Raw genomic sequence first — 15,833 nt, 5'->3', positions numbered from 1 at the left:
ACAGATGAAGGCGAAACTTGCGTGTTTAGGACTGATATTGTTCATATTTTTAGCAGGTTGTGGGGGTCCGAAGCCGGACGTACCGATTTTTATGATGTCGGCCAGTGGCATTCCAAGTGATGTGGGCGATAAGCTCGAGGTCGATCTGCAAACGAAAACAGGAGCTGTCCCTACGATTAAGATCCAGACGACGCCTATTTTTTCGATGGAGAAGCTGATTGTGGAAATTGCCGCAGGTGATAATGGGATTATTGTCGTTCCGGCAGAGCAATTCAAGGCACTTGGCCAGCAGGGTGGTTACATCAGTTTAGATGATATAGCCAAAAGTGAGGATTTTCCTGAAGGTGTTATGGAGCTGCCGGTAGATAATAAGGATAAGGCGGACAAAACCGTCCGTACTGAAAAGCATTTGTATGGAATCCCACTAGAAAACACAAAATGGTTTACAGATTTGAAGCTGAATGGTAAAAATTTGGTCGCTTTTGTACCTGCTAATGCCAAAAAGCAGGATCTGGTTATGCAGGTTATGAAAATTATTGCCCAGAAGTAAGCCAAACTGCATATTCACGAATAGGTGCCTGTAAGCCGCGGTTTATAGGTTAAAAGGGAAGCTGGTGAAAGTCCGGCACGGTCCCGCCACTGTAAGGGTTCATAGTCCTATTGGAAGCAAGCTTCCCAGTAAGATTTCTAACCCAAGTCAGGAAACCTGCCTATTTGTAGATAGACTGTCCCCTTTCGAGGAAAAAGGAGCGTCGTGTACCTGCGAAAATGGCCCATGGCTATTTTATTGTCGTTCGTATATAAACGCATGCCCCTCTAGTTTCTTTGTGAAAAGGAATCGGAGGGTTTTTCTATTTTTTTATAGAGGCAGGGTTTGGATATTAAAATTGGAAAGCAGAAAAGGAGTCCAAGGTGAACCTATTCAAGAATAAAAAGTTTATACATCGCAATTCTCGGTTATCTTTAGCATGCCTGCTGGGGTTGATGTTCATGCTCCTTGTGGCAGGCTGCGGCAATGCAGCTGTAGCTCCGAGCAAGGGAGAACTCGTCGACCCGCCCAAGGCGGGGGGTGCTAAGGAAGGGCAGTCAGCTAACGGTCAAACCAATGGACAAACGTCTTCTGTAGCTGCGCCTCAAGCCACACCTCAAGCTAAAGCAACCGTGTATCCACTCAAAGTGAAGGATGCAACAGGCAAAGAGTTTATATTCGATAAGGCTCCTAGCCGGATTATTTCGGTCTCGCCCAGTGAGACGGAGATGTTATTTGCCCTTGAGCTGGGGGATCGCATCGTTGGCGTGTCCGATTTCTGTGATTATCCGGCAGAGGCTTTGAAAAAGCCGAAAATGGGCAGCATTGTTAAACCAAATGAGGAATCTCTGCTTGCAGCTAATGCGGATGTAGTGGTAGCCGGTATATCGATGAAGACGCCAGCAGTGGAGCAGCTTCGTTCGTTGAAGGTGAATGTTTTTAAGGTGGAGCCAAAAACAATCGATGATGTACTTGCTAGCCTGCTAATGTTTGGACAAATTTTTGACAAGCAGGAGCAAGCGGAAAAGGTGGTTGCTGAGATGAAGGCAGACCGCCAAAAGGTTGCTGATGCCGTCAAAGGTTTGCTGCCGGAGCAGAAAAAACGCGTATTGCTCGAATTTTCACCAGGCTGGTCGGTAGGCAAAGGTGAGTTTATGGATGAGCTTATCACTTCGGCTGGAGGCATTAATATTTATGGCGATTCGACAAGCTACTCGCAGTTGAATGAAGAAATGGTTATTGCTGCGAATCCACAGGTCATCATTTATCCTAACAACCTGATCGACGACAAGTCGAAAAAAACGATAGACCAAATTATTAAAGAGCGAAGCGGCTGGGGAGCTATTGATGCAGTTAAAAACAATCGGGTTGTAGGCGTAAACAATGATTGGATTAGCCGCCCCGGACCGCGGATGACGAAGGGGCTCGTCGATATAGCCAAAGGCATTTATCCGGAATTGGTGAAATAGATGCAGCAAAAACTGTTAGTTTGGGGAGGGGGAGGCATACTGCTCATTCTGCTTTCCATCACGATCTCCTTGTCGATTGGAACGGTGCAACTGCCGCTTTTGCAAGTATGGGGAATTATAGCCCACCATCTTCCATGGATTGGCGACTCCATACCGGTTCGTTGGGAAGCGTCATCGGAGCAAATTATATGGCGGGTGAGGTTTCCAAGAGTGGTGCTTGGGCTCTTGGTTGGAGCATCGCTTGGCATTGCCGGGGCAGCTTTTCAGGGAGTGCTGCGCAACCCGTTAGCTGACCCTTATACACTCGGTGTCTCATCGGGTGCAGCGGTAGGAGCTTCATTTTTAATTTTGTTCGGGCTGCAATTTTCATGGTTAGGAGCTTGGACGGTTCCAGCGGTAGCTTTTGCCACGGGCGTAGCTTCTTTAATAACGGTGCTTTTGTTATCGCGGATTGATGGGAAGCTGCAGATGGAGACGGTCATCTTATCAGGGGTCGTTATGCATGCTTTTCTGGGTGCTTTTGTCGCTTTGATGGTGTCGATGTCCAAGCAGGTTGTCAATGAAATCATCTTTTGGTTAATGGGCAGCTTGACGCTGAGAGGCTGGTCGTACTCACTCATTTTGCTGCCTTATCTAGTTGTCGGCGCATTAGTATTATTTATGTTTGGACGGGCGATGAACCTCTTCTCGCTAGGGGAAGCCCAAGCTTCGCATATGGGCGTTAATGTGGAACGCACCAAGCTTACAGTGTTGATCGCGGCAACCTTAGTGACGGCGGCGGCTGTATCCGTATCTGGGGTAATCGCATTCGTAGGACTAATTGTACCGCATTTACTGCGAATGGTGGTCGGTCCAGACTATCGGCTGCTGCTGCCCCTGTCTCTGCTTGGCGGCGCTTTGTATGTGCTGTGGGCGGATACACTGGGCAGAGTTTTATGGAGCCCCATGGAAATTCCGCTTGGTGTAGTCACAGCGTTTTTGGGTGCGCCGTTTTTTGTTTACCTGATGCGTAAGAGTAAGCGGGCTGCCGGCTAAGACTAGAGGAAAACAGAGCAAAGCCTGGTTGGTAGCTGGCGGTGAGTAAGTCCAATAAGTAGCTGGATGGAAAAAAATGGTGTAAATGGTTAAACTAGCTGCTGGCTCAGCGGTTTAAAGGTTGGGAGGGGGAGCGGGATGGCAGTCACGGTGATTGAAGTCGACAAGGTAAGTAAAGCTTACCGATCCCAGCGGGTGCTGGATCAGGTCAGCTTTGCTGTCGAGCAGGGAGAATGCTTTGGCATTATTGGTCCTAACGGCAGCGGCAAGTCAACACTGCTAAAGCTGTTGTCAGGCGTGGATACGCCAACATCAGGCCGCTTGCTGCTGGAAGGCCGCAATGCTCATACTTATTCACGCAGGCAGCTGGCGCAGTGGATGGCTGTGCTGGAGCAGGATGCACTGCCGCCGCTCGGCTTCACCGCACGCGAGGTGATCTCGATGGGGCGTTACCCTTTTCAAAATTGGCTGGGCGATGAGTCGAATAGCGATGCGGAGCCGTTGGTTGAGCATATCATCGAGCGCCTTCAGCTTAAAGCGTTGGAGCATCGTGCCGTAGACCGTTTAAGCGGTGGCGAACGGCAGCGGGTTGCGCTGGGCAAGCTGATGGCACAGCAGCCCCGCTTGCTGCTGCTTGATGAGCCGACGACGTTTCTCGATATCGGCTATCAGGTCCAGATGATGGAATGGATTCGCACCTGGCAGCTAGCGGAGAAGCTGACTGTTGTTGCAGTGCTGCATGACCTCAATATGGCTGCCCAATATTGTGATAGGCTTCTGCTTATGCAAACAGGATCCATAGTAAAGATAGGGCGACCCGAAGAAGTTATCCAGAGTGGGCTGCTGGAGCAAGTGTATGGAACCCGCCCGATTGTGTTGAAGCATCCATTGTCAGGTGTTCCACAAATTTTGCTTCATGCTGATGGAGCTATGCAAGTCGATTGAGAGAGTACAGGTCATAATTGATACATATAAGGCAGCTTGATTTAGCTTTATCTAGTTAGAGGCTACATGACTACCACCACCACAGGTGAAAATAAAATAGAGGCTTAACGTTACAAATCTGCCGCTACAGGATTTAGCTATTGTCATTGGAGCTTCTTGTCAAGTGCTGGTAGTGAGGTTAAGCCAATCAGAATGGGGAATCAATCATGTCAAAATCTTTACACAGTATCGTATCAGCTATTAAACCGTTAGATCTTGAAGCTATAGAGGCAGCCAGCCATCACTTGGACCAGCTAACGAAGCCACCGGGCAGCCTTGGCAAGCTGGAGGATGTCGCTAAGCAGCTAGCTGGTATGTCGGGTAAAACAATTCCTGAGATTGGCAAAAAGGCCGTTATTGTGATGGCGGCTGACCATGGGGTTTGTGAGGAGGGTGTCAGCGCTTTTCCTGCTGAGGTAACGCAGCAAATGGTGCTTAATTTTTGCAGCGGCGGTGCCGCAGTGAATGTTTTAGCACGGCATACAGGAGCTGATGTGATATGTGTAGACATTGGCGTAAATGCCGATATCGAGCATGAACTGCTGTATTCCCGTAAGGTGCGTAAAGGAACCAATAATATGGCAAAGGGACCGGCCATGTCTGAAGATGAAGCGCTGCAGGCGATTTATGTCGGTATTGAGCTGGTAGATGAACTATATGCGAAAGGCTACACCTTATTTGCGACTGGTGAAATGGGTATCGGCAATACGACAGCAAGCTCCGCGCTGCTAACCGTCTTGGCCGATGAGGAAGTGGTTGCCACAGTCGGACGTGGTACTGGAATTGATGACCAGCGGTTGCTGCACAAGCAGGCCGTTATTGAGCGGGCTATCGCGTTGAACGCACCGGATAAAACCAATCCGATCGATGTGCTCGCCAAGATGGGCGGGCTGGAAATTGCCGGTTTGACGGGTGTCATCCTGGGTGCTGCGATACATCGTTGCCCTGTAGTGATCGATGGTTTTATTTCATCTGCCGCTGCACTTGTGGCAAGCCGAATCGCTCCGCATAGCGTTTCCTATATGATCGCTTCCCATCAGTCTCAGGAGAGAGGCCATGAACGCCTTTTAAAAGCTGTCGGATTATCCCCGATGCTACAAATGGACATGAGGCTGGGTGAGGGAACTGGCGCCTTATTAGCTTTTCCGATCATAGAAGCTGCGATTAAAATCATGAAAGAAATGGCGACATTTGCAAGTGCTGGCATCTCCCAATCTTAACTTAATGAAGGGTGGTACTCTGTATGCTAGTATTAGTGACGGGCGGTGCCCGTAGCGGCAAAAGCTCATTCGCCGAGAGCTACACTGCCCATCTGGGCAAACGCGGTATATACATAGCAACAGCGCAGGCTTATGATGGCGAGATGAGAGCACGCATCGGGATGCATCGGCAGCAACGGGAATTGACCAGCTATGCTTGGACGACGATCGAGGAGCCTTTAGCGCTAGCAGAAACATTGATATCGCTTGGAAGTCTATTGAATGAAAATCTGTTAAATGAAAATCTAGCAAATGAAAATTTGCCATCTGATGATAGTGGGAATAGGATGGGCGGGATAGAGGGTGATCCCGTTATTTTGGTAGATTGCCTCACACTCTGGTTGTCCAATTGGTTGCTTAAGGTGGAGCAGGAGGTAGATGCGGAAGAGCGCTTAATGCTGAAGATTGATGAGCTGGTGGCTGCTTGCAAAGCGTTTACAAGACAAGGCCGGCATTTGCTGCTTGTAACCAATGAGGTTGGCTATGGATTGGTGCCTGAATATAAGCTGGGAAGGCAATTCCGCGATTTATCAGGGGTGATGAATAAGCAATTGGCAAATGCTGCTGAGCAAGTATTCCTTGTAACCTCAGGAATTCCGGTGGAGCTGACAAGAATGCGGTACCAGTTTTAGCGGATCGAAAGCGAAGCTCATAAGTTAAGGGAGAAGCATAGCTGCAGCGTAAGCAGTTATGCAGGTGTTATGCAGGTAAATTCAGGCCTGGTAAGGATTCATGCAGCAAAGAACGGTGGGTGTGGAAAGATGTTGTTCTACTCTTGGCAGGAAACGGCATTGATGCTGGTGGCTGCTATTATTATAGATTGGATCGTGGGTGACCCGCGGTGGCCGACCCATCCCGTTATTCGAATCGGGCAGTGGATCAGTTGGCTGGAAGCAAGGCTGCATAAGGACGAAGGCGCGCAGCTATCCCCACAAGCCCAAAGGTTGAGAGGTGTAGGGCTGCTTCTATCGACACTATTGTTGGCTTTTGTAATTATGGCTCTTGCATTAGCAGCATCGCGCTGGATACATCCATGGCTTGGTTATGCGGTCAATACCTGGTTCATCTCTACGACGATTGCGATCAAAGGTTTAAAGGATGCGGCCATGCAGGTGTACCATCCACTCCAGCATGGACAAATGGACGAAGCCAGAAAATATGTGGGCTATATCGTAGGCAGGACAACCTCAGAGCTGGAGGAGCCGGAGATAACCAGGGCAACGGTAGAGACCGTGGCTGAGAATATTGTCGACGCTGTCGTATCTCCGTTAGTTTTTGCGTTGCTGGGCGGTGCACCACTAGCGATGCTGTACCGCTCCGCGAATACGCTGGACTCGATGGTCGGCTACCGCAGCGACAAATATTTATATTTCGGCTGGGCATCAGCGCGCTGGGATGATGTGATGAACTGGCTGCCTGCCCGGCTGACGGGCTGCTTATTGGTGGCGGCGGCGGCTTGCCGACAGGGCTGCTCAGCGCTGCGGGCTGCAAGGTCGATCCGGCAATTTGCGCGGCTGCACCCAAGCCCGAACAGCGGAATCCCGGAATCTGCTGTGGCAGGTGCGCTTGGCATTGAGCTGGGTGGGGTGAATGTTTACCACGGCCGAACGAGCGAACGCGCAAGAATGGGCTGGCCACTGCGTGAACGCGGCAAAGCAGATATTATTCATACGGTGGAGCTTTTATATACCGTTAGTTTTCTTATTGTGGGAGGTTTGTTGTGCGCACTATGCTGGACTTGGTGGTAAAAGGTTTGGCGGCATGTGCTGCTGCCTTTCAATTTTTGACACGGCTTCCGATTCCCATTCATTTGCAATATGACGATGCGTTATTTCGCCGCAGTGTCATTTTTTATCCGCTGGTGGGGGCCGTGCTCGGGCTGCTGCTAAGCTTGGCAGGTTGGTTGCTGCAAGGCTATCTGCTGCCTGCTCCGGATAGTTTGTTCGCAGGAGCTGCAGGAGGCAGCGGCGCGGCTGGTGTCACCGCAGCGCTGCTGTTGGTGTTATGGGTGGCGCTCACAGGAGCCCTGCATCTGGATGGGCTGATGGATACGGCGGACGGCATCTTCAGCCATCGCCCACGCGCAGAAATGCTGGAAATTATGAAGGACAGCCGGGTTGGCGCGATGGGTGTGGTTGCTTGCGTGCTGCTGATGCTCTGCAAATGGACGCTGCTGCAGCAATGGCTGATGCTGCCTATGGGTACATTTTTTTATGTGCTGCCATTAGCTGCCCTGTGGAGTCGCTGGTATATGGTGGTAGCGATTGCTTGCTGGCCTTACGCAAGAGCCCAGGAGGCAAAGCGGGGGCTTGGGGCTTTTTTTCGCGGGATCGGCTTCAAACACTTATTGGTCCATACGGCTATAGCCTTATTATTGTCGGTTCTATTGGTCGGACTTGCGACAGGATCAGGCTCAGCTCCAGGAGTAGGGTTAGGAAATGCCTTTTTTTCGTGGCAAAGTTTGAAGATAACTGGAATTGCCTTGCTCTGCACAGCTTTGCTCGGAGCGGGGATAAGCCGTTATTTAAGTGGCAAGCTGGGTGGCCTGACAGGAGATACCTATGGGGCGATGAATGAAATTGTGGAAACGGCCCTGCTGTTGATTTTATATGTAGCGATTCGTTAGGGCTAATACATCAAGATCAAGATTAAAGGGGGTGGCTTTCTTGCTAGAAAAATACGGCCATGGCGGCGATTTATGGACAGCGGCAGAGAAGTTTGGGGTAAGCAAGGAGAGCTTGCTCGATTATAGCTCGAATATGAACCCGCTGGGTCCATCGGATGTCGTAGAAAAAACGATGCGTGAGCGTTGGCGCGAGGTTGCGGCTTATCCCGATCCGGCTGTCAGGGAGCTGCGCAGCCAGCTGTCGGCCAAATATCGTATACCTGTGGAGTCAATCTTGGTAGGCAACGGGGCTGCGGAGCTAATTGACCTTGCTGTTCGTGTGATAAGGCCTGGTGTAACGGCATTAGCACGCCCTTCGTTTGGTGAGTATGAGGAAGCCGCGGAAAAGGTGGGCAGCACGATTCTGGAAATACCCTTGCACGAGGCTAATGGTTTTGTGCTGCAGCTATCAGATCTGATGCAAGCTGCTTCTGAAACTGATCTGCTGTTTCTTGCGTCGCCCAATAATCCGACAGGTAGGTTATTGTCTGCCGAGGTGAGGGGATATTTGGCCAAATCCGATTCTGGCAAGCCTGTCATTTTGGATGAGGCTTTTATTGATTTTTGCCCCGATGAAGAGCAACTGACGATGATTCGTCTCGCTGCGGAATCCCCACACCTTATGGTGATCCGCTCCATGACGAAGTTTTACTCGATTCCCGGATTACGGCTCGGCTTTATTGTGGGGCACCCGGAGCGGATTCGAGAGCTGCAGCGGCAGCAGGTGCAGTGGAGTGTCAACACCATAGCGCAGCTTGTGGGTGTAGGGGTGCTTGGCGACCAAGCCTTCGAGAGCCGAACGCATGCATGGCTGGCCGAGGAAAGGCCATGGATGGTCAGGATGCTAGAGGGGTTGGGCCTTCAGGTAACGCCAAGTGATACGAATTATTTGCTATTTTCTATGCGGGGGCTGGGGCTAAATGCGCAGGATCTGCAGCGGGAAATGGGGCAGCGTGGCGTTATGGTTCGAGACGCTTCCCATTTTGCGGGGCTGGATGCTTCTTATGTACGTGTCGCGATTCGTTTGCGCGAATCCAACGAGCGTTTGATCGTGGCGCTGCGGGCTTCTTTCACGGCGCTGCGGTCGGTAAATTCGGATGCCTCGCCAGCTGCTGGTCTGCTGGACGCGAACGCGGATACGAAGCACGAATCGGTATCACAGCCTGAGCCCAAATTAATAATGGCAGCTACCATACAATCCGCAATTGAATGGGAACCGGAGGCTTTAAAGCCCCTAGCTCCGACGCTGATGGTGCAGGGCACGTCCTCCGATGCTGGAAAAAGCTTGATCACGACTGCTTTTTGCCGTATTTTATTACAGGATGGGCAACGGATCGCCCCTTTTAAATCGCAAAATATGTCATTAAACTCCTACGTCACTTTGGACGGCAAGGAGATTGGGCGCGCTCAAGGCATGCAAGCGGATGCTTGCCGGATTGCGGCTACTACCGATATGAACCCAATCCTGCTGAAGCCGAAAAAAGATATGGTGGCGCAGGTTGTTGTGCATGGCAGGCCTTACCGTGATTTTAATGCCAGGGAATACCGCGAGAAATATTTGTCCGAGGCCGAGGTGATCGTAAAGGAAGCTTTGGTGAGGCTGCGCGAGGCCTATGATGTCGTCGTCATCGAAGGGGCTGGAAGCCCCGCTGAGGTGAATCTCAAGGATCGGGATATTGTCAATATGCGATTGGCGGGCTGGGCGGATGCGCCCGTTGTGCTTGTTGCAGATATTGACCGCGGGGGCGTATTCGCATCGCTGCTGGGAACGATGGAGATTTTTACACCCGAGGAACGGGCTCGTGTTAAAGGCTTTATTATTAACAAGTTTCGTGGTGATGTTACCTTGCTGAAGCCAGGCTTGGATTGGCTGGAGGCGCGCACAGGCAAGCCGGTACTGGGTGTGATTCCCTTTTTGCCGGATTTGGAGCTGGAGGATGAGGATTCCGCTTCTTTGGATCGCAAGCTATCTACGGGGAATTTGCAGAGTGGGCGAGCTGGCGGTAAAAGTACCGATCCTGCTGAAGCGGCAAATCGCGTAGAAGGCATAAACAGTACAGCGGACGGTGCGAGCCTTGAAAAGCTGGATATTGCAGTCATTCGTTTGCCGCGATTGTCCAACTTTACCGATGTCGATCCACTTTTGTATGAATCCGACGTGAATTTGCGGTATGTGAGCTCGCCAGCAGAGCTGGGCACTGCGGATGCGATTCTTATTCCAGGGAGCAAAAATACCGTCGACGACCTTATCTTTTTACGCGAGTCGGGGCTGGAGCAAGCCTTGCTGCAGCATGTGCAGCTCGGAGGGCATATGGTGGGCATATGCGCGGGCTACCAGATGCTGGGCGAGCATCTGCTTGACCCCGAGCTGACGGAATCCGACCGCCCCGAAACACGGGGGCTGGGGCTGCTTCCTATAGTGACGACCTTTGAAGCGGAGAAGCGAACGGTTCGCACAGAAGGTACAACCCGCTTGTTCGCCGAAATCGATCAGGTGCTACCGGTTAGCGGCTATGAGATCCATATGGGGCAATCCCGTTTCTTGAGTCCGGTTGCCCATCCCTTTCAGCTTCAAGGGGACAACGCAGAGCTGCCGGATCACCCAGATGGTGCCGTTTCCGAGGATGAAAAAGTATGGGGAACCTATGTGCACGGTATTTTGCATAATGATTTGTTTCGAAGAGCATGGCTTAATAATCTAAGGCGCAGCAAGGGCTGGGAGCCGAAGGCCGCAGAGCTTTATTTTCAAGATCGCAGAGAAGCGGCATTTGATCGGCTGGCGGAGCATGTACGTAACCATTTGGATATGGCTCGAATATATGAGATGATAGGCATAGATAAGCAAGTAAGTAAGTAAGTAAGTAAGTAAGTAGGGGAGGCTGAAGGCTGTGAAAATTTATACGCGGACTGGCGATGCTGGAACGACTGGGGTTATTGGGGGAAGAGTCGATAAGGATGATGTACGTGTCGAGGCTTATGGTACCGTCGATGAGCTCAAATGCTTTGTCGGACAGTCCATCGGTTTTCTTGACAAGGATAAATTCGAGGATCTGCTAGAGGATCTATTGGAAATTCAACATGAGCTGTTCGACTGTGGCTCTGATCTGGCTTTGCTAAAGCAGGAGCTTCGCCCTTATAAAGTGAAAGCGGAGATGATTGATCATCTGGAGGCTTTGATTGATAAATACGATGCCGAATTACCGGATATTACGAAATTTATATTGCCCGGAGGCAGCTTGGCTGCATCTACGCTTCACGTTTGCCGTACGGTATGCCGTCGGGCTGAACGCCGTGTGGTCACACTGGCTCGCACGCAGCCGATAAACGAGGAGGTTCGCCGTTATTTGAACCGCTTGTCGGACTTATTCTTTACTATTGCTCGCGTGGCCAATAGCCGTAATGGCCTAGAGGATGTCTCCTATGCACGTAGTGCGGACGTATTTCGTCGCAAATGAGCACTTACTACGAGCCCTTAATTTATAACGTTTCAGCGGAAGAAGACGGCTTCTACCTGAAAACCATTTTGCAAAACCGGATGTACGTTTCACGTAAGCTGTTATCCCGTTTGAAGCTTACAGAGAAAGGGATTTTATTGAATGGCAAGCGTGAGTATATTAGCGTTCGTGTCCATGCAGGGGACGTGGTCGAGGTTCATATGGAGCAGGAGGTATCTGAGGACATTTTGCCCCAGGAGCTACCGCTTGAAATTTTGTATGAGGATGAGCATTTGCTGATCGTGAACAAAGCGGCTGGGATGATCGTCCATCCGACCCATGGCCACTACGTCAACACGTTAGCAAATGGGGTCGTTTATTATTGGCAGCAGCAAGGGAAAAGCTACCGGTTTCGCCCTATCCATCGACTCGATCAAGAAACGTCAGGTGCTTTAGCCATAGCCAAAAATCCGTTTGTCCACCAGCAGGTATCCGAGCAAATGAAAGTCGGCGAAGTTGAAAAGGAATACTTGGCGCTGGTTCATGGCGTTATGAGTGCAGATGAAGGGACTGTGGATGCACCGATTGATCGGGATCCGGAGGAGCCGCATATTCGCATTGTGACGGAATCGGGCTATGCAGCCATTACCCATTACAAGGTCGTGCAACGCTTCCCGGAAGCCACACTAGTACGGCTTTGGCTGGAAACGGGAAGAACCCATCAAATTCGGGTGCATATGCAATATTTGGGCCATCCCTTGCTTGGGGATAAGCTGTATAAGCAAGCTGCGACAGAAGCCGATAGCTCCGTGGAAGTTGGGATAGAGCGGCATGCTCTACATGCATGCAGGCTGGGATTTACCCATCCGATCACAAAAGGGCGAATCGAATTTAATGCCCCTATGCCCTCTGATATAGGGGATTGCTTGCTGCAGCTGCAGCAGGGTTAGCCAACTTTGGGTGCATTTTTGGAATCCTTCGTAAATTTCATTAATTCTTCAACAATCGTGGCGCCAAGGTCATGGCTTTTTTCGAACAAAATTCCATAGCTATGATAGCTTAAAGAGGATCGTTGCCATCTGACATAGCCAGTAATCGGGATTTCTTTATCAGTAATTTTTAGAACCATTTTTAATTGGATGCGGTTGGCTTTGGAGTTAAGATTCAGCTTCATCTCCAGCCTGCAGCCATTCCTGCTGATATCGATCAATTGGGCGGTTGCCTTTTTACTGGTGATTGCAGAGCCATTAATTTCAATAATTTCGTATACACAAGATAGAGGTTTATTGAAAATATAACGAAACGCTTCTTTCCTTCTACTGGTGAACATAATTAACCCTCCAATGTGTAACGAAATCACGAAATGTATATACAAATTGTATCATCGGACGAATATTATTTCCATGGGACGTTATGTAGAGTACTGTCGAAAGTGATGAGAAGTATTGAGGGATTTTGCAATAAAGAGAGGAATACACGTATGGCTTCCAAAACTGTTACTTTTTATCATTATCCTAATTGTGGCACCTGCCGCAACGCCCTGAAATCCTTGAAGCAAAAAGATGTCGAGGTGCAGGCCATTCATTTGTTTGAAGCCCCTCCCGAGCGTGAACAATTGAAGAAGATGATTGCACAAAGCGGACTGGAGATTAAAAAGTGGTTTAACACCTCTGGCGATGTATACAAGGAGCAGGATTTAAAAACGAAGCTCCCGCAAATGACCGACGAGCAAAAGATTGATCTGCTAGCTTCAAACGGGCGGCTTATTAAGCGCCCGATTACGACCGATGGAGTTCAGGTGACCGTTGGTTATAAGGAAGAGCAATACGAGCAAATATGGGGCTCCTTATAAAACTTGTAACGTTATAGGCATATGAACCGTAAAGACTTGTAGCAAGTAACAGTAGCAAAGGAGCGTGGTCATGCTTGCAGACTAAGAAAAAAAATAAGAAAAACCCTTTCTGGATGATCGGCGCGGCTGCTTTGTTTGTCATGGCACAAGGCAAATGGATCATTGGCTTGTTGAAGGTTGGTAAATTTGGCGGCGTGTTTCTGTCTATGCTGATATCCATAGGGGCTTATGCGATTTTGTTTCCTTGGAGCTTTGCCATTGGTTTTGTCGTGTTGATCTTGATCCACGAAATGGGCCATGTTCTTGCAGCCAAGCAAAAAGGCCTGCCGGTTTCGGCGCCTGTATTTATCCCGTTTATAGGGGCTATGATTAATATGAAGCGTCATCCCAGGGATGCAGTAACCGAAGCCTATGTCGCTTTTGGCGGTCCTGTGCTGGGAACTGTCGGCGCCTTGTTGACCTTTGGGTTAGCATATGTCTTCGATAGCCCTTTGCTTTACCATCTAGCACAGGTCGGATTCCTAATCAATTTGTTTAATCTGATTCCAATCCACCCCTTAGATGGAGGGCGGATTGTGACAGCCGTTTCCAGATGGCTTTGGTTGGTGGGGCTAGTTGGTGGCTTGTTGTTGATTATCTATAACTTTAATGTTATTTTGCTAATTATTTGGTCGATGTTTGCTTATGATCTTTATAATAAATATGTGAAGCACCGCAAAACAGGGAGTGAGCCACGAGCTGTAGCCACGAGCTTTTTGATTCCGGCTGAGCCCTTGATTGAACAGGGGTATATGATCCCTGGTGAAGAGCATAAGCGCGAGCTGGCTTTTCTCACCTACTCCGATCTAGAGGGCCAGCAATACATTGATGTGGTTTGGGAAGGGTTGAATTTCCAAGGTACCATTTCATTGGGGCGCCAAGCGCTGATTCGGCGTGTACATGTCACCCGATTGGAGCGGCTGAACAAAGAGGATGGAATGCATCTAATGCTTCATATCCAGGTCGATTACGATCCCTTCGAGAATGACAAATATTATGAGGTACCGACCGCTTCCCGCTGGAAATATGGTATTGCCTATTTAGCGCTTGCCGGATTTTTGTTTGGCATGATGATGCTTGTCCAGAAAACAGGGCATATTTCTTCTAGCTTATCAGGATTGTAAAGGTGTGGTGCATCAATGCCGCTGCATGGTCGGGGTATTCCTCCGATTGCTGTTGTTCAAGGATTTTTTTGATTTTATTAGACATTTAGTTGTGAAAATCCTTGAACAAAGGCACCGCTCCGCTATCTCCAGAAAACCCCGACCACTCCGCTAGTTATTTAGCGCACACTTTAAGTCAAGAGCTAAGTAGAGTTTTAGCATATTTTCAGGAGGTATATATATGGAACGATTTCAATCAAAGCGGCTATCCTTAATGGGTTCCGCTATTTTTTCTGAAATGGCACAATGGAAGGAAGAAGCACGAAGCCGTGGTCTTGATGTGATTGACCTTGGTATTGGCAGCCCGGACCAGCCTCCTTCAAAGCGGGTCATGCAAGCGATGGAGCAGGCTGTACGTAATCCTGGTAATTATGGTTATCCTACCTCAGAAGGCAGCGAGGCGTTTAGGGAAACGGTCGCTCGTTGGTATAGCTATAGGTTTGGAGTAGACCTCGATCCAGAGAATGAGATCATAGCGTTGATGGGGTCACAGGACGGACTGGCGCATTTGGCAATGGCGGTTACCGATCCTGGTGATGTGGTGATGGTTCCCGATCCAGGTTACCCGATCTATGCGGGCAGTCTTGTGCTGGCTGGGGTCACTCCTTATTTCCTGCCGCTCAGGGAGGAAAATAATTTCTTGCCAAAGCTGGAGGATATTCCAGAAGAAAAAGCCCGCTTGGCGAAATTTATTTTGTTGAATTACCCAAGTAATCCTTTGTCGGCCATAGCGCCACGGGAATTTTTCGAGCAACTGGTGGCCTATGCGAAGAAATACGAGCTGTTGATCGTACATGATCTAGCTTACTCGGAATTAGCCTTTGATGGCTTTCGCCCGCTCAGTATATTAGAAATCGAAGGTGCCAAAGAGGTGGCAGTCGAATTTCATTCGTTATCGAAAAGCTTCAATATGGCGGGCTGCCGGATCGCTTTTATGGTGGGTCAGCCTACTGTAGTGCATAGCTTGCGTATTTTGAAATCGAATATCGATTATGGCGTGTTCAAAGCCGTGCAGGAAGCGGGAATAGCTGCGCTGGAGGAAGATATGGAGCAAGACCATTCGGTTGCCGCCCTGTATGAGCGAAGGCGTGATATCGTGATTGAAGGGCTGGCTGCAGTGGGCTGGGTTATTTCAAAGCCGAAGGCAACGATGTTTATTTGGGCTCGCATACCAGTCGGCTGGACCTCTCGACAAATTTCCCGGGAAATGGTGGCTGCGGTTGGTGTCGTTGTTATACCGGGCGATGCCTTTGGTAAAGAAGGCGAGGGTTATGTGCGGATTGCTCTAGTACAGGATGAGGAAAAGCTTCGGGAAGCGGTTCGCCGTATGGGTGAATTTTTGGCTTAATGTCATAAAATCGCACTCTTGATTGTCATTAAATTGCAATTCAAACTTGTGGGCAA

General features: G+C 49.6%; 15 protein-coding genes and 1 riboswitch. Of the genes, 14 read left to right on the top strand and 1 reads right to left on the bottom strand.

Annotated features, from left to right (window positions below; genetic code table 11):
- Positions 1-4: 4 nt before the first annotated feature.
- From G9U52_RS05435 to G9U52_RS05385, 11 genes are all read left to right on the top strand, one after another.
- Positions 5-550, top strand: a complete 546-nt coding sequence (locus G9U52_RS05435; RefSeq protein ID WP_166147078.1) for a hypothetical protein — start codon at positions 5-7, stop codon at positions 548-550.
- A gap of 5 nt (positions 551-555) precedes the next feature.
- Positions 556-728: riboswitch (cobalamin riboswitch) on the top strand.
- Between the two features lie 184 nt (positions 729-912).
- A complete protein-coding gene (locus G9U52_RS05430) occupies positions 913-1,998 on the top strand; it encodes an ABC transporter substrate-binding protein (RefSeq protein WP_311764808.1) in 1,086 nt (361 codons plus the stop codon).
- On the top strand, positions 1,999-3,033 hold the full coding sequence (locus G9U52_RS05425; RefSeq protein WP_166147076.1) for a FecCD family ABC transporter permease: 1,035 nt from the start codon (positions 1,999-2,001) through the stop codon (positions 3,031-3,033).
- 138 nt (positions 3,034-3,171) lie between these two features.
- Positions 3,172-3,978, top strand: coding sequence for an ABC transporter ATP-binding protein (locus G9U52_RS05420; protein ID WP_166147074.1), 807 nt, complete (start codon positions 3,172-3,174; stop codon positions 3,976-3,978).
- A 206-nt stretch (positions 3,979-4,184) separates the two neighbouring features.
- The gene (gene cobT / locus G9U52_RS05415) at positions 4,185-5,237 is read left to right on the top strand and encodes a nicotinate-nucleotide--dimethylbenzimidazole phosphoribosyltransferase (RefSeq protein ID WP_166147072.1); all 1,053 of its coding nucleotides are present in this window, start codon (positions 4,185-4,187) and stop codon (positions 5,235-5,237) included.
- 23 nt (positions 5,238-5,260) lie between these two features.
- Positions 5,261-5,908, top strand: coding sequence for a bifunctional adenosylcobinamide kinase/adenosylcobinamide-phosphate guanylyltransferase (locus G9U52_RS05410; protein WP_166147069.1), 648 nt, complete (start codon positions 5,261-5,263; stop codon positions 5,906-5,908).
- A gap of 129 nt (positions 5,909-6,037) precedes the next feature.
- Entirely contained in the window at positions 6,038-7,024 is a 987-nt protein-coding gene (gene cbiB / locus G9U52_RS05405; protein WP_166147067.1) for an adenosylcobinamide-phosphate synthase CbiB, read from the top strand.
- The gene (locus tag G9U52_RS05400; RefSeq protein WP_166148130.1) at positions 7,006-7,902 is read left to right on the top strand and encodes an adenosylcobinamide-GDP ribazoletransferase; all 897 of its coding nucleotides are present in this window, start codon (positions 7,006-7,008) and stop codon (positions 7,900-7,902) included. The genes cbiB and G9U52_RS05400 overlap by 19 nt, the downstream gene beginning before the upstream one ends.
- 40 nt (positions 7,903-7,942) lie before the next feature.
- A complete protein-coding gene (locus G9U52_RS05395; RefSeq protein ID WP_166147065.1) occupies positions 7,943-10,798 on the top strand; it encodes a cobyric acid synthase in 2,856 nt (951 codons plus the stop codon).
- 31 nt (positions 10,799-10,829) lie between these two features.
- Positions 10,830-11,396 (top strand): cob(I)yrinic acid a,c-diamide adenosyltransferase, encoded by a 567-nt coding sequence (locus tag G9U52_RS05390; protein ID WP_166147062.1) that lies wholly within the window; start codon positions 10,830-10,832, stop codon positions 11,394-11,396.
- The gene (locus tag G9U52_RS05385; RefSeq protein ID WP_166147060.1) at positions 11,393-12,325 is read left to right on the top strand and encodes an RluA family pseudouridine synthase; all 933 of its coding nucleotides are present in this window, start codon (positions 11,393-11,395) and stop codon (positions 12,323-12,325) included. Before G9U52_RS05390 ends, G9U52_RS05385 begins: the two co-directional genes overlap by 4 nt.
- Here the strand turns inward: G9U52_RS05385 and G9U52_RS05380 are convergent.
- Complete coding sequence (locus tag G9U52_RS05380; RefSeq protein ID WP_166147058.1) at positions 12,322-12,705, bottom strand: PilZ domain-containing protein; 384 nt, start codon at positions 12,703-12,705, stop codon at positions 12,322-12,324. The genes G9U52_RS05385 and G9U52_RS05380 overlap by 4 nt on opposite strands.
- A gap of 150 nt (positions 12,706-12,855) precedes the next feature.
- On the opposite strand from G9U52_RS05380, the gene G9U52_RS05375 reads away from it, so the two are divergent.
- The 3 genes from G9U52_RS05375 to G9U52_RS05365 all read left to right on the top strand — a co-directional run bounded on the left by G9U52_RS05375 (position 12,856) and on the right by G9U52_RS05365 (position 15,777).
- The gene (locus tag G9U52_RS05375) at positions 12,856-13,227 is read left to right on the top strand and encodes an arsenate reductase family protein (RefSeq protein WP_166147056.1); all 372 of its coding nucleotides are present in this window, start codon (positions 12,856-12,858) and stop codon (positions 13,225-13,227) included.
- 113 nt (positions 13,228-13,340) lie between these two features.
- Entirely contained in the window at positions 13,341-14,390 is a 1,050-nt protein-coding gene (locus tag G9U52_RS05370) for a site-2 protease family protein (RefSeq protein WP_166148128.1), read from the top strand.
- Between the two features lie 220 nt (positions 14,391-14,610).
- Positions 14,611-15,777, top strand: coding sequence for an aminotransferase class I/II-fold pyridoxal phosphate-dependent enzyme (locus G9U52_RS05365; RefSeq protein ID WP_166147054.1), 1,167 nt, complete (start codon positions 14,611-14,613; stop codon positions 15,775-15,777).
- Positions 15,778-15,833: the final 56 nt, after the last annotated feature.

Origin of the sequence: Paenibacillus agricola, assembly GCF_011440305.1 — a bacterium.
In the GTDB taxonomy this organism is placed as follows: Bacteria; Bacillota; Bacilli; order Paenibacillales; family NBRC-103111; genus Paenibacillus_S; species Paenibacillus_S agricola.
The sequence above is the reverse complement of the archived record's forward strand: the minus strand, read 5'-3'. Positions and strand labels throughout refer to the sequence as shown.